The organism is Streptomyces sp. NPDC051320, from assembly GCF_040682175.1.
Classification (GTDB): domain Bacteria; phylum Actinomycetota; class Actinomycetes; order Streptomycetales; family Streptomycetaceae; genus Streptomyces.
In genome coordinates, this window is the sequence record NZ_JBFBAL010000001.1 from 717,058 (window position 1) to 730,175 (window position 13,118).

At 71.5% G+C, this 13,118-nt stretch carries 13 protein-coding genes; 3 read left to right on the top strand and 10 right to left on the bottom strand.

The features are described 5' to 3' along the window. Window positions 1-32 precede the first annotated feature (32 nt). On the top strand, window positions 33-878 hold the full coding sequence (locus tag AB0M87_RS03480; RefSeq protein WP_365849701.1) for a transglutaminase-like domain-containing protein: 846 nt from the start codon (window positions 33-35) through the stop codon (window positions 876-878). On the opposite strand, the gene AB0M87_RS03485 is transcribed toward AB0M87_RS03480, so the two are convergent. Continuing rightward, window positions 871-1,689: an AraC family transcriptional regulator gene (locus AB0M87_RS03485; RefSeq protein ID WP_365849703.1), complete on the bottom strand. Its 819-nt coding sequence runs from the start codon at window positions 1,687-1,689 to the stop codon at window positions 871-873. The genes AB0M87_RS03480 and AB0M87_RS03485 overlap by 8 nt on opposite strands. A gap of 49 nt (window positions 1,690-1,738) precedes the next feature. Between AB0M87_RS03485 and AB0M87_RS03490 the strand changes: the two genes are divergently transcribed. Then, on the top strand, window positions 1,739-2,227 hold the full coding sequence (locus AB0M87_RS03490; RefSeq protein ID WP_365849704.1) for a DUF2000 domain-containing protein: 489 nt from the start codon (window positions 1,739-1,741) through the stop codon (window positions 2,225-2,227). A gap of 8 nt (window positions 2,228-2,235) precedes the next feature. Here the strand turns inward: AB0M87_RS03490 and AB0M87_RS03495 are convergent, their stop codons facing one another. The 8 genes from AB0M87_RS03495 to AB0M87_RS03530 form a co-directional block, all read right to left on the bottom strand. After that, window positions 2,236-2,841, bottom strand: a complete 606-nt coding sequence (locus AB0M87_RS03495) for a response regulator transcription factor (RefSeq protein ID WP_365849706.1) — start codon at window positions 2,839-2,841, stop codon at window positions 2,236-2,238. Further along, complete coding sequence (locus tag AB0M87_RS03500; protein WP_365849707.1) at window positions 2,838-3,989, bottom strand: sensor histidine kinase; 1,152 nt, start codon at window positions 3,987-3,989, stop codon at window positions 2,838-2,840. Before AB0M87_RS03500 ends, AB0M87_RS03495 begins: the two co-directional genes overlap by 4 nt. Beyond that, complete coding sequence (locus AB0M87_RS03505; RefSeq protein WP_365849709.1) at window positions 3,986-4,726, bottom strand: ABC transporter permease; 741 nt, start codon at window positions 4,724-4,726, stop codon at window positions 3,986-3,988. Before AB0M87_RS03505 ends, AB0M87_RS03500 begins: the two co-directional genes overlap by 4 nt. Then, the gene (locus AB0M87_RS03510; protein ID WP_365849711.1) at window positions 4,723-5,667 is read right to left on the bottom strand and encodes an ABC transporter ATP-binding protein; all 945 of its coding nucleotides are present in this window, start codon (window positions 5,665-5,667) and stop codon (window positions 4,723-4,725) included. The genes AB0M87_RS03505 and AB0M87_RS03510 overlap by 4 nt, the downstream gene beginning before the upstream one ends. 174 nt (window positions 5,668-5,841) lie before the next feature. Next, window positions 5,842-7,803 carry a hypothetical protein gene (locus tag AB0M87_RS03515; protein ID WP_365849713.1) on the bottom strand — a complete coding sequence of 654 codons (1,962 nt, stop codon included), beginning with the start codon at window positions 7,801-7,803 and terminating at the stop codon, window positions 5,842-5,844. Window positions 7,804-7,967: 164 nt separating this feature from the next. Then, the gene (locus AB0M87_RS03520) at window positions 7,968-8,375 is read right to left on the bottom strand and encodes a DUF6113 family protein (protein ID WP_365849714.1); all 408 of its coding nucleotides are present in this window, start codon (window positions 8,373-8,375) and stop codon (window positions 7,968-7,970) included. A 61-nt stretch (window positions 8,376-8,436) separates the two neighbouring features. Continuing rightward, the gene (mshB, locus tag AB0M87_RS03525) at window positions 8,437-9,342 is read right to left on the bottom strand and encodes an N-acetyl-1-D-myo-inositol-2-amino-2-deoxy-alpha-D-glucopyranoside deacetylase (protein ID WP_365849716.1); all 906 of its coding nucleotides are present in this window, start codon (window positions 9,340-9,342) and stop codon (window positions 8,437-8,439) included. 74 nt (window positions 9,343-9,416) lie between these two features. Further along, the gene (locus tag AB0M87_RS03530) at window positions 9,417-9,611 is read right to left on the bottom strand and encodes a hypothetical protein (protein WP_365849717.1); all 195 of its coding nucleotides are present in this window, start codon (window positions 9,609-9,611) and stop codon (window positions 9,417-9,419) included. Window positions 9,612-9,882: 271 nt separating this feature from the next. Between AB0M87_RS03530 and AB0M87_RS03535 the strand changes: the two genes are divergently transcribed. Then, entirely contained in the window at window positions 9,883-12,018 is a 2,136-nt protein-coding gene (locus AB0M87_RS03535) for a prolyl oligopeptidase family serine peptidase (RefSeq protein WP_365849719.1), read from the top strand. Between the two features lie 35 nt (window positions 12,019-12,053). Here AB0M87_RS03535 and AB0M87_RS03540 read toward each other — a convergent pair whose 3' ends face one another. After that, the gene (locus AB0M87_RS03540) at window positions 12,054-13,076 is read right to left on the bottom strand and encodes a hypothetical protein (protein WP_365849721.1); all 1,023 of its coding nucleotides are present in this window, start codon (window positions 13,074-13,076) and stop codon (window positions 12,054-12,056) included. Window positions 13,077-13,118 lie beyond the last annotated feature (42 nt).

Here is a 13,118-nt window from a genome sequence, read left to right on the forward strand (position 1 = left end):
CCAGCGGCCGGTGGACGGCAGAGGAGACCGACATGAACGACGGGGACCGCACCGACTGGCGTCAGCAGTTCGCCGACGAGGTCCGCGCGGCGCGTCCCGACCTGGCGCTGCTGTGTCTCCTGGTGGGCACCGAGGCCGATTCTTCGCTGGGCCAGGACGGTATCGATGCCGCCCAGATCGAACTGGACCGGCTCGCCGGACTGCTGCCCTTCGGGATCACCGCGGCCGGTGACTGGGCGCCGGCCCTGGCCGAGGTGCTCGGTGCCCGGGCCGGCTACCGGGGAACCGCCGCCGACTACCGGCACCTGGAGTCCTCGCTCCTGCACGAGGTACTGCGGCGCCGCCGCGGCCTGCCGATCCTGCTCTCCGTGGTCTGGATGGAGGTGGCCCGGCGGGCCGGTGCCCCGGTGTACGGGGTCGGTCTCCCGGGGCACTTCGTGGTCGGCTTCGGCCATCCCTCCGACCCGCCGGAGCAGCGGATCCTGGCCGACCCGGCCGACGGCGGCCGCCGGCTCACCCAGCAGGACGCGGGCCTGCTCGTGACCGGCGCCACCGGTGCGCCGCTCGACCCGTCCATGCTCGCTCCGGCCGACCCGCCGGCGATCGTCCTGCGCATCCTCAACAACATCCGCGCGTGGGCGGCCGCCCGCCCGGAGCGGACCGACGTGCAGCTGTGGGCCGTCGAACTGTCCCTGCTGCTCCCCGCACACCCCGCACGGTTGCGCTACGAGCACGCCCGGCTGCTGGTGGAGCGCGGCGACTTCCTGCGCGGCGCCACCGAACTGGAGGAGTACGCGGAGGTCGTCGCCGCGGTGGAACCGGCCGCCGCCGAGACGGTCCGGGAGCGGGCCAGATCCGCGCGGGCGAGGCTCAACTGACGCCGGGGCGAGCGTGGATGCCGGTGCGGGCGTAGCGTCCCGGCGCGGTGCCCACCACCCGCTTGAAATGCCGTGTCAGGTGGGACTGGTCGTAGAACCCGGTGGCCACCGCGACCTCCCCCGGTCGCTGCCCGTCGAGCAGCAGCCGGCGGGCCCGGTCGATCCGGCGGGCCATCAGGTACTGGTGCGGGGTGATGCCGTAGGCCCCGCTGAAGGCCCGGACCAGGTGCGCGGGATGGGCGTGCACCAGGGTGGCGGCCTCATCCAGGGTCACGCCGGGGACCAGCCGCGCGTCGAGCAGTTCACGCAGCGTCCGGGCGACACCCCGGCCCGGTTCCGGCCCGCGGGCCGCCAGGCCCGGCCGCAGATGCCCGCGCAGCCGCTCACTGATCAGCGCCAGTCGGCTCTCCGCCTCCAACTCGTCGCCCCGGTGCGCCAGGCTGGTGTGCAGCTGTCCGATGCGCCGACGCAGTACCGGGTCGACCAGATCGGGACCGTCCACCGCGGGGCCGATGAAACCGGCGTCCAGCTGCGTCATGTCCAGATACAGCACCCGTTTGCGGAAGCCCTGCGGGGTCGCCGGCGACCCGTTGTGCGGTACGTGCGGCGGAAGCAGCGACACCGTGTCGTGCGGGGTGCCGTGTTCGTGCCGGTCGAGGTCGTAGCGCACCGCGCCGTCGTCGACGATCAGCAGGGTCCACGCGTCGTGGACGTGCATCGGGTAGGCGTGCTCGGTGAAATGGGCGTGGAAGACCTCCACGACCCCCGCGACGGGCGGGCGCCATGCGGAGATCTCCTGCCGGGACACCATGCAAGAAACGTACAAGACGGCGTGACACGGCACTCGGCAGTCTCGAACCATGAGAACCGACACCCCCGCCGGCGATGCCGCGCTCCGCGAAGCCGCATCCAGCGAAACCCCGGCCCGCGAAGCCGCAGTCCGATTCGACACCAAGATCGCCGTCCTGCTGCGCGACGACCTGGAGCCGTGGCAGCGGCTGAATGTGACGGCCTTCCTGGTCAGCGGCCTCGGCTCGGCCGTGCCCGAAGTGGTCGGCGAGCCGTACGCGGACGCCGACGACACCGCCTACCTGCCGATGTTCCGGCAGCCGGTCCTGATCTTCGAGGGCTCGAAGGAGACGCTCACGACCGCGCACGGCCGGGTGCTGTCCCGCGCCCTGCCGAGGGCGGTCTTCACCCGGGACCTGTTCGCGACCGGCAACGACCGGGACAACCGTGCGGCGGTACGAGCGGTGCCCCGGGATCAGCTCGACCTGGTGGGGCTGGCCGTGTACGGGCCGCGCAACGCGGTGGACAAAGTACTGAAGGGTGCCCGCATGCACGCCTGAGCGGGGCGCTACAGCCAGCCCTTCTCGCGGGCTATCCGCACCGCCTCCGCCCGGTTGCGTGCCGTCAGCTTCTGGATGGCGGTCGAGAGGTAGTTGCGGACGGTGCCCTGGGAGAGGTGGAGCGCGGCGGCCAGCTCCGCGTTGGTGGAGCCGTCCGCCGCGGCGCGCAGCACGTCGCGCTCGCGCGCGGTCAGCGGATTCGCTCCGTCCGAGAGGGCGGCGGCGGCCAGGGTCGGGTCGATGACCCGGGCGCCTGCCAGCACCTTCCGCACCGCGTCGGCCAGTTGGGCCGCCGGGGCGTCCTTCACCAGGAAGGCATGGGCGCCCGACTCCATGGCCCGTCGCAGATAACCGGGGCGGCCGAAGGTGGTGAGGACGACGACCTTGAGCGCCGGGAACTCGCGCTGGAGCTGGGCCGCCGCCTCGATGCCGGTCATCCCCGGCATCTCGATGTCGAGCAGCGCGACGTCGACCGCATGGGCCCGCGCCGCGGCCAGCACCTCGTCGCCCCGGGCCACCTGGACGACCACCTCGAAGTCCGGCTCGAGACCGAGCAGCGCGGCGAGGGCCTCCCGGACCATCGACTGGTCCTCAGCGAGCAAGAGCCTGATCATGTGCCGGATCCTAGAGGGACCCGCACGGTGAGGACGAAGCCCCGGTCGGCTTCCGTATCGAGCGAGCCGCCGACCTGGTGGAGGCGTTCCGTCAGTCCGGTGAGCCCGTTGCCGCGCGCGGCGAGGACGGCGTTCCGGCCGTCGTCGGCGATCCTGAGTTCGCAGCGGCGGCCGTCGAGGGTCTGTCGGGCGGTGAGGGAGACCGTGCACCGCTTGGCTCCGCTGTGCCGTACGACGTTGGTGATCCCCTCACGCAGCGCCCAGGCCAGCGCCGTCTCCTGGTCGGTGGTGAGGTCGTCGACGGAGCAGTCGGCGGGCAGGTCGGCGGTGACACCGGCCGCGGCGAGTGCGGTGCGGGCGCCGGCCAGTTCGCCGGGCAGGGTCGGGCGGCGGTAGCCGGTGACCGCTTCCCGTACGTCCGTCAGCGCCTGCCTGCTGACCTGTTCGATGTCGGCGACCTGCGCCGCCGCCTGGTCGGCGTGGTCCGGCAGCATCCGGCCGGCCAGTTCGGACTTGAGGGTGATCAGCGAAAGGGAGTGGCCGAGCAGGTCGTGGAGGTCGCGGGCCATCCGCAGGCGTTCCTCGTTGGCCGCCAGCTGGGCGACCGTGACGCGGGCCGCTTTCAGCTCGACCGTCGTACGGACCAGTTGCCGCACCCCGGTCATCGCGAAGCCGCCGAGCAGGGCCGGGACGATGAGCGAGCCGATCCTGTCGGCGGCATCATCGCCGGCGAGCGCGAGCAGACACATCAGCGCGCTGACACCGAGGATCCCCCAGGTGGCCGTCCGCAACGGCAGGACCGCCCCGCAGCTCACCGCCACGTACACGAAGAGGACCAGCCAGGCGGAGCCGAGCGAGAGGGTGAGCCCCACGGCGAGCACGGCGAGAAGGGCCAGGCTGCCGTAGACCACCCGGACCGAGAAGGTACGGGCGGTCTGCCGGAAGACGAGGACCAGATAGGCGGCCACGAAGACGACCAGGCCACTCCAGCCGAGCGCCTCCTGCGAGGTGCTGTAGCCGCCGTCCAGCAGCTTGCCCAGCGGAGCACTCATGAAGACCAGCCAGATGCCGATCCACAGCATCTTCGCGCCGGCCTGCCGCATGTTCGCCGGCACCCTGCCGATCCGGACCTCTCGTTCCTCGTTCACGCCTTCAGTGTGTCCTTCCGGTACAGCCAGGCGGCGCCGCCCGCGAAGAGCAGGAAGTAGACGAAGAGGATGCCGACGTCCTTGGCGTGCGGTGAACCGCCCAGTTCGATGGACTGCCCCAGGGCGGCGTAGGCGTGCGTGGGCAGCCACTCCGCGACGTTCTGCAGCCACTGCGGGAAGATCGCCGTCGGCATCCAGAGGCCGCCGAGGATGGACAGGCCGAAGTACACGATCATCGTGATGGGGCGGACGGCGTCACCGGTGGCGATGTAGCCGATGGCCACGCCGAGAGCGGCGAAGACCAGACTGCCGACCCAGATGACCCCGGTCAGGGCGAGCCACTGCCAGGTGTCGAACCGGACGTGCTTGGCGAAGGCCGACACCACGAAGACCACCACGATGCACGGCAGCGTCACCACGCCCGCGCTGGCGATCTTCGCGAGGACGTAGCCGCGGCCCGGCAGCGAGGTGAGCCGGAGCTGACGGACCCAGCCCTTCTCGCGTTCCTTGGCGATGCGCTCGCTGTTGCCCATCAGCACCGCGGTGAGTGCGCCGAACGAGGCCATCGCCACCACGTAGAAGTTCTGCAGGGTGAGGTCGGTGCCGTCCACCTTGTCGCTGGAGGACGCTCCACTCGCGATGATCAGGTAGAGCATCGAGGGGTAGAGGATCGAGAAGAACATGAACTTCTTGTTCCGCAGGGTGCGGGTGATCTCGAGCTTGATCAGGGTCCTCATGCTGCTTTGGCCTCCTCGGCCTCGGTGATGGCGACGAAGGCCTGCTCGAGGCCGAGTCCCGCGACTTCGAGATTGTGCGGATACAGCCCGAGGCCGTACAGCGCGTGCACCGTCGCGTCGGCGTCGGTGGACTGGATGCGGACCGTACGCCGTGCCCCCGCGCCGGAGCCGGCGTTGGACAGCGAGAACGTGGTCAGGAAGGGCAGCTCGCGCAGCGTTGCCTCGTCGATGTCGCCGTCGAGGTCGAAGGCGATCCGGCGGGCACCGGCCTTCGCCTTGATCTCGGCGGCGGTCCCGTCGGCCAGCAGCCGGCCCTTGTGCAGGACGAGGACCCGGTCCGCGATGGCGTCGGCCTCCTCCAGGTAGTGGGTGGCGAAGAGCACCGTACGGCCCTGGTCGGCCTGTTCCCGCATGGTGGCCCAGAAGGCGTGCCGGGCGGAGACGTCCATCCCGGTGGTCGGCTCGTCCAGCACGATCAGATCGTTGTCACCCGCCGTCGCCAGGGCGAAGCGGACCCGCTGCTCCTGACCGCCGGAGAGCTTGTTGACCATGCGGTCGCCGATCTCGGTTATACCGGCGCGCTCGAGCACCTCGTGCACCGGACGCGGGTGGCGGTGCAGATCGCAGGCGAGCTTGACCAGTTCGCGCACCGTTACGTCTTCCATCAGGCCGCCGCTCTGCAGCATGGCGCCGACCCGGCCCTCCCTGATGGCCTCTTCGGGTGTCGTGCCGAAGACCCGGACGGTGCCCGAGTCGGCGTTGCGGAGGCCGAGCAGGAGATCGAGCGTCGACGACTTGCCGGCGCCGTTCGGGCCGAGCAGCGCGACGGTCTCGCCGGGGTGCAGTTGGAGCGAGAGACCGGCCACGGCGCGGACCTGACCGTAGCTCTTGTCCACCTTCTCGAAGCTCACCACCGTGGTGGGAGCAGCTGTCTTCGTCATGCGGCCAGCTTCCCGCGGTCCGGGTGCCGGGCGGCAGAGCGGGTTGTCGTGATTCGGCGATGACAGATGTCATATCCGGTGCGGGCGCGGCCGTACGCGGCTGCCCGGCCGTACGCGGCCGCCCCTGCCCGGTGTTCGGGGCAGGGGCGGCCGGCGGCTGCCGCAAGGCGGTTGTCAGCTCGGGTTGAGGTCGATGGTGGCCGTACGCTCCGCCGGGGTCTTGCCGAGCAGCGCGGTCTGCACGGCGTGCGCCACGTCGTCGGCCGAGACCTGGTGCTTCTTGCCGTCACCCTTGGTGATCATGATGCCGTCGAAGACGCCGTCCAGCAGCTGGGTGATGGCCGGCTTGTTGTAGACCTCGACCAGCCGACCGTTGACCGCCGACATGGAGAGGATCTTCGGCAGCGACCTCTCGGGGCCGAACTGGATCTGCTTGGCCCCCGCCTTGATGGTGATGAGCCCCGACATCGCGGGCTTCGCGAACTCCTTCATCGCCCGGTCGATCTCGGTCTGACTTATGGTCGGCTGCCGTGTCACGACCGGCAGCACGACGGTGCGGGCGGTCCCGGTCTGCACCTGGGCACGGTAGGCGTCCCGGACGGCGAGCATCGACTTGTTGACGTCCAGCCCCTTGCCGGCCGTGCCCGGTACGGCCACGGCCTTGCCCGGCTCGAACTTGATGGTTCCTTCGGAAGCCGAGCCCGACCCGCCCGCCAGGTCGCTCAGCGCGGCGCTCAGCTTCTCCTGGTCGGTCGGCAGGATCGGATCGATGACGCGCTCACCCCCGAAGAGCGAACCGATCACCGAAACCGGGTTGTAGTCGCTGCCCGCGGCCTGCCGGACGGTCGCCTGGGTCTCCAGGGAGAGACCGGCGGCAGCCGGTTTGAGCTCCGTCTTCCGGCCGTCGACGCTGAGCGGGATCGGCGCGTTGACACGCGTGCCGAGCGCGCTGTCCAGCTTGTTGACCGCCTCGTCCCTGGTGCCGCCGCCGATGTCGACGCCGAGCACGGTGGTGCCCTTGGGCACGTCGGAGTGGTTCATCAACAGGCCCGCGCCGTAGGCGATTCCGGCCAGCACCACCAGACCGACGCCGGCCATCCCCAGCTTGGAGCGGCCCTTTCGGCCGGGCGTGGCCGGACGGACCGCGGCGGGCCCGGGCGACGGGGCGGCAGCGGGGGTCGGCGAGGGCGACGGGGAGTACGGCGCGGGACCGTCCGAGCCATGGGGTCCAGGGCCGGCCGCTGGGCCCGGCGGGAACGGCGCGCGGCGCTCCGGCGGGACCACCGGGATCCCGCTGTTCAGCGTGTGTCCCGAGACATGGCCGCCGCTCGGACCGAACAGGCCGTCCTCGTCCAGGCCGCCCGCGGGGGTCTGCGGCCCCGGATACCCGGCCGCGGGAAAACCGTCGGCCGCTGGTGAGAATCCGTCGGTGGCCGGCGGGAAGCCCTCGGCGGCCGACGGGAAACCCTCGTTGGCCGACGGGAAACCGGGGGCCGGTGGCTGCGGGGTCAGCACCGCGGTGTCGTCGGACATCGGCGGCGGTACGGCACCCGATGAACCGGTCGGACGGGTTTCGAGCGGCGGCTTCAGCGAACCGGTGCCCAGGACAGGGCCGGTGGTCGGCCCGGTGGGGCCCGCCCCGACGGGGCCGGACCCGCGCTGCGCAGACTCCGAGAAGTAGGGCAGGTCGGGACGTCGACCGTCACCGGTAGCGCCCGGATCGGCCGGTTCGGCCGCGGTGGCGGGCGCCGCGGCGGCAGCGGGCTTCCGCGGCGCGAACCAGTCGCTCGTCGGCCGTTGTTCGGCCGTCGGCTCCTCGGCCACCGGCTCAGGTTCGGGCTCCCGGGGGCGCGGGGTGGACCCCGTGCGCTCCGGATCCGGACCGTCGGAAATATCGCTCATGGGGGTACGCATGACGACCGGCGGAATCGGCCGCGAGCCGGGGATGTTGATCCGGATACGCGTGGTCAGCGTGGTCTCGGTCCTGGGCTCTTCCGGCTGCGGCGGGGCGGCCGCTGCCGGGGACGCGGCGTCCTCCGGAGACTGGCGGGTTCCGTACGGCGGCGTACCCGAGGGGTACGCGGCTCCGCCACGCCCCTGGGGGCCGGTGGACGAACTGTCAGTTTCACGACTCAAGGCAGGTTCTCCCGGTTGGCTCCGCCGCCCGTTCTTACTTGTGCGGGAGGTTCGGCGGCGCGCACCACCATACTGGCCATGACGGTTCCGCACCCCCCGCCCAGTGGAATGCAAGGTTCCGAAAGTGCGTCGAGGGCCTCCGGTTCACCGGGCGAAGCGGCACATCACTTACCAGGTCGGGCAGAGCCGGAAGCCGACCACGCCGGGGTACGCAGCGTGGCGCAGATCACAGCAGCCACCATCCCGCCGAGCAGGAACACGTAGGAACCCACGCCGGCACCGAACACGAAGTCACCCTCCGGGCGGGTGGCGGTCAGCAGGATCACCGCGATCAGCCAGCCCAGGGCGGGCGCCGCTACCCCGACGCCGGTGCCGGTGGTGAGTCTGCCGCCGTAGAACAGCGCCGCGGCACCGAGCAGCGCGAGCACCAGGCCGCCGGGGAACCAGTCGCCCTGCACGAGAGCGCCCGCAACGCCGGTCAGCGCCCCCAGGACGAGCAGGCCGGCGTAACCGGCGACCCGTCCGCCGTTCAGCGGTGCCGCCATGCCGGTGCCGGTGTGGTTCGTAACCATATGTTCGCTTTCCTCGGCTGCTCTCGTCGGTCTGTTGTGCCCTCGCACGCGGTCTCCGTGGTCAGGCGTCCGCTCCGGGGACTCCGGCGAAGAGATCAGTCTCGCGCTCGCCGTCAGGCGCCCCGGAGGCGCCCCGTACGAGTTCGTAGTACTCCCGCACGAAGAGTGGTTGCCCCAGGTCGTTGGAGAGGGTGAAGGACGGTCCGTCCACCGCGATCTGGCTGGCATGGGCGCGCATCGCGGCGGACTTGGCCGCCGCGTACGCGGTGCCGTCGATCTCCGCGGTGATCAGTGCGTCGTCCACCACCCCCGGCACATCGCCGACCTCGGCGATGCCGGGGAATCGCGTACCGGCGGCCCGCAGTCGCGCGAAGCCCTCCTCGGCCACCGAACGCGGCACCCGGTTCCAGTAGACCTTGTCGATCACGTGCGGCTCTCCGAGGTCCTGCCGGTAACCCGGTTCGGCCGCGAGTCCGGCGGCGCGCATCGCGACGCGGTGCGCCTGGATGTGGTCGGGGTGGCCGTAACCGCCGTTGGGGTCATAGGTCACCAGCACTTGCGGGCGCAGCGACCTGATGACCTCGACCAGATGCGGAGCCGCGTCGTCCACCGCTGTGTTCCAGAAAGCGCGCTCGCGGCGATTCTGCTCGACGCCCATCATCCCGGAGTCGCGGAACCGGCCGGGACCGCCCAGGAAGCGGTGGTCCGCTACGCCCAGCTCCCGCATGGCAGCGGCCAGCTCACCGATGCGGTGCTCACCCAGGGCGTCGTCCCGGTCGGAGGCCAGATGGGCGAGCGCGGGCGGGATGATCTCCCCCTCCTCGCCCAGCGTGCAGGTCACCAGCGCGACGTGGGCTCCCTCGGCCGCGTAGGCGGCCATGGTGGCGCCGTTGTTGATCGACTCGTCGTCGGGGTGCGCATGCACCAGGAGCAGACGCCGCGCGGGGAGATCCGTCGGGGAAACCATGGGGACAGCCTACGAGCCGTTCCGGCACGGACCGGCCGCGCGGCATGGCACCGGGGAGCACGCCACGGCAGACCCTAGAACTTGATACCGCCGATCATGCCCGCCACGTTGGTGGTCAGGTCATGGATGGTGGGCGCCACGGACGAACTGGCCAGGTAGAAGCCGAGGAGCGCACACACCATGGCGTGCCCGGCCTTGAGCCCGGACTTCCTCACCAGCAGCACGACGATGATCGCCAGCAGCACGACCGCCGAGATCGAGAGTGCCATGACGGTTCACCTCCATTTGCGTACGGTCCAAGGACATGGCCACCACTGCCGGTAGCGTCATACCCACCTAGCGCTACGGATCATAACTATCCGGAGCTCTGCATGATCGATGCACCGGAGCACGAGGGGCGCATGCACGCGCAGCCGACAACATCGGTCGGCAAGTGCCCCCGGTCTGACCCGCCCGCCCCACCGGTCCCGGGACGCGGCAGGCACCACCGGCCCGGAAACTGCACACCCGCATCACTCCGGCCGGTCTAAGTTCGACCGCATGACGTCGAAACAGCTGTCCTTCCCGCGCCGGTTCGCCAGGACTCAGCGCTTCTCACTCGGTGTGCCGCGCGCCTTCACCGTGTCGCCCGACGGGGAGCGGGTGATCTTCCTGCGTTCTCCCTCCGGCACCGACCGCGCCAACCGCCTCTGGGTGCTCGACCTCGGGCAGGGCGCCCGGGAGCGGGTCGCCGCCGACCCGGACGCCCTGCTCGGCGGGACCGTCGAACGGCTGTCGGCCCAGGAGCGGGCCCGCCGCGAACGGAGCAGGGAAGGCTCGGCCGGCATCGTCGGGTATGCGGTCGACGCGGCGGTCGAGCTGGCCGCCTTCGCGCTGTCCGGTCGGTTGTTCACAGCCGAGCTGCGGGCCGGGACCACCCGGGAGATCCCGGTGCCGGGGCCGGTGCTCGACCCCCGCCCCTCCCCCGACGGCCGCCGTATCGCCTACGTGAGCCGCGGCGCCCTGCGGGTCGTCGGGTCGGACGGCGAGGGGGACGGGGCGCTGGCCGAGCCGGAGGACGAGCACACCTCGTACGGGCTCGCGGAATTCATCGCCGCCGAGGAGATGGACCGCAACCGCGGTTACTGGTGGGCGCCGGACTCGCGGTGGCTGCTGGTCGCCCGGGCCGACGACAGCGCCGTCAAGCGCTGGTGGATCGCCGATCCGGCGCATCCGGACCGTGCGCCCGCCGAGGTGGGCTACCCGGCGGCGGGCACGCCCAACGCCGAGGTGCGGCTGTATCTGTACGCGCTGGACGGCTCCCGGACCGAGGTGGTCTGGGACCGCGCCCGGTATCCGTATCTGGCGGGTGTGCACTGGTCGGAGAGCGGCGCTCCCCTTCTTCTGGTGCAGGCACGTGACCAGCGCAGCCAGCTGTACCTCGGAGTCGACACGGAATCGGGCGCGACCCGGACGGTCCATGTCGACGAGGACGAGGTGTGGCTCGACCTCTGCCTCGGGGTGCCTGCCTGGGCGCCGGCCGGTGGCCTGGTGCGGATCGCCGACGAAGGGGGCGCACGGGTGCTCGCCGTCGGCGACCGGCTGCTGACCGGACCGGATTTGCACGTTCGGGCGGTGCTGGACATCTCGGTTGACGACATCCTGATTTCGGCGTCGGCGGGCGAGGCGGCGGCCGAGCCGGAGACCGGCGAGATCCACGTCTACCGGGTCAATGAACTGGGCGTCGCCCGTGTCTCGGAGGACGTCGGAGTGCACTCGGCGGTCCGCTCCGGCGAGTTGACGGTCCTGGTGTCCGCTCGTCCCCAACTGCCCGGCTCCACGGCACGGGTGCTGCGGACCGGGAAGGAGGTGGCCACCGTGGCCTCGTTCGCGGAAGATCCGGGCCTTAACCCCCGCGTGAAACTCACCGAGGGGGGCGCACGCAGAATTCCGTGCGCCGTCCTGCTCCCCACCGGACACCGGGACACCGACGGCAGGCTTCCGGTGCTGCTCGATCCGTACGGCGGGCCGCACGGCCAGCGGGTGCTCGCCGCGCACAACCCGTATCTCACTTCGCAGTGGTTCGCCGACCAGGGCTTCGCGGTGGTCGTCGCGGACGGCCGGGGCACCCCGGGTCGCTCCCCCGCGTGGGAGAAGGCGATCAGCGGCAACTTCCCGCTGACCCTCGACGACCAGATCGACGCCCTGCACGGCCTGGCCGGGCAGGGCTTCCCGCTCGACCTGGACCGGGTCGCGATCCGGGGCTGGTCGTACGGCGGCTACCTCGCCGCGCTGGCGGTGCTGCGCCGTCCCGACGTCTTCCACGCGGCCGTCGCGGGCGCGCCGGTCACCGACTGGCGGCTGTACGACACGCATTACACCGAGCGCTATCTCGGCGACCCGGCCGAGCGGCCCGAGGCGTACGCGGCGAGCTCACTGGTCACCGACGACGGGCTTTCCGCACCGCAGAGCCCCGCCAGACCGCTGATGATCATCCACGGTCTGGCGGACGACAACGTGGTCGCGGCCCATACCCTGCGGCTTTCGTCGGCCCTGCTCGCCGCCGGCCGCCCGCACGAGGTGCTGCCGCTGTCCGGGGTCACTCATATGACGCCCCAGGAGCAGGTGGCGGAGAATCTGCTGCTGCTCCAAGTGGACTTCCTCAAGCGCTCCTTGGCGGCAGCGCGGCCCGAGTAACACCCTGGCCGTTGAGGTTCGCGTCCCCGCCCCGGTCACCATCCCGGCGGCGGGGACGACGGTGGCGGCGGAGAGAGCGGGGGACCGAAACCGCCGCCCTGTCCCGCCGGCTGCTGCCACAACGGCTGCGGCCGGCGGGCGGTGACACTTTCGCCCTTCATGGCCAGCAGCACCAGCACCACCACCCCCGCCACCAGGGCGAACACCCCGGTGAGGAGGGACAGCTGGTCCCGCAGCCCCCGGTCCGCGAAATGCGAGAAGAGATGGAGGCGCAGCGCGAGCGAGGAGCTGAGCGCTCCGGACGCGGTCAGCCCCGCGGCTGCGACCATACCCAGCGGCCGGGCGAACGGAGCACGGGCGAAGGCCCCAATAGCCGCCACCACCCGGAGCAGCGTCATCAGCACGGCCAGCCACCCCGCCGGCACGCCCAGCAGGGGCATGAAGATGCCCTCCTGGCCGGTGAACCGATAGCTGTACACCTTCGGGTCGACGCCCAGCAGCAGGGTGCGTATCCAGTAGATCTCCCAGCCGGCCCCGACCAGCGCGGCGAGCAGAAGCAGCAGGCCGGCGGTGACCGCGGGCCCGCGCCCCGGCGGGGTCGGCAGCGCCCGCTGCGCGCCGTCGGCCGGCCTGCGTCCGGCCGCCACCGTGATGATCAGGGCGAACGCCCCGGCGAGCGCGATCAGCGTGGACACCAGTGCGCGGAACCGCAGTTCGTCGGAGGACCAGTGACCCATCCAGTCGGCGTTCTGCACCCAGAGCCCCGGGACCCTGAGCACCAGGGTCACCACCGCCGCCGCCACCAGCGCGGAACCCGCGACCGGCGAACGCAGCGCCGCCACTGCGACGACCGCGTACACCACCACCAGCATCAGGTCGTAGAGCGTGGTGGTCAGGGATGCCTGCGCCATCCCCGAGGGCCCGGCCTCCCAGAACCGCCACAGCTGGACCGGTCCGTCGGCGGTGGAGAGGTCCCTGACGACCCAGCACAGCACGGTCAGCGCCAGCAGGGCGCAGACGACCGCGCCGGTGGTCCGCGCGCCTCGAGTGAGTATCACGCGGTGATACTCCACTGCGCTACGACGGTTGAACAAGCGAAA

Coding starts and splice junctions, on each gene's coding strand:
- AB0M87_RS03505 (WP_365849709.1), bottom strand. CDS start 4,726: ATGAGGACCCTGATCAAGCTCGAGATCACCCGCACCCTGCGGAACAAG.
- AB0M87_RS03485 (WP_365849703.1), bottom strand. CDS start 1,689: ATGGTGTCCCGGCAGGAGATCTCCGCATGGCGCCCGCCCGTCGCGGGG.
- AB0M87_RS03520 (WP_365849714.1), bottom strand. CDS start 8,375: ATGGTTACGAACCACACCGGCACCGGCATGGCGGCACCGCTGAACGGC.
- AB0M87_RS03495 (WP_365849706.1), bottom strand. CDS start 2,841: ATGATCAGGCTCTTGCTCGCTGAGGACCAGTCGATGGTCCGGGAGGCC.
- AB0M87_RS03480 (WP_365849701.1), top strand. CDS start 33: ATGAACGACGGGGACCGCACCGACTGGCGTCAGCAGTTCGCCGACGAG.
- AB0M87_RS03535 (WP_365849719.1), top strand. CDS start 9,883: ATGACGTCGAAACAGCTGTCCTTCCCGCGCCGGTTCGCCAGGACTCAG.
- AB0M87_RS03490 (WP_365849704.1), top strand. CDS start 1,739: ATGAGAACCGACACCCCCGCCGGCGATGCCGCGCTCCGCGAAGCCGCA.
- mshB (WP_365849716.1), bottom strand. CDS start 9,342: ATGGTTTCCCCGACGGATCTCCCCGCGCGGCGTCTGCTCCTGGTGCAT.
- AB0M87_RS03510 (WP_365849711.1), bottom strand. CDS start 5,667: ATGACGAAGACAGCTGCTCCCACCACGGTGGTGAGCTTCGAGAAGGTG.
- AB0M87_RS03530 (WP_365849717.1), bottom strand. CDS start 9,611: ATGGCACTCTCGATCTCGGCGGTCGTGCTGCTGGCGATCATCGTCGTG.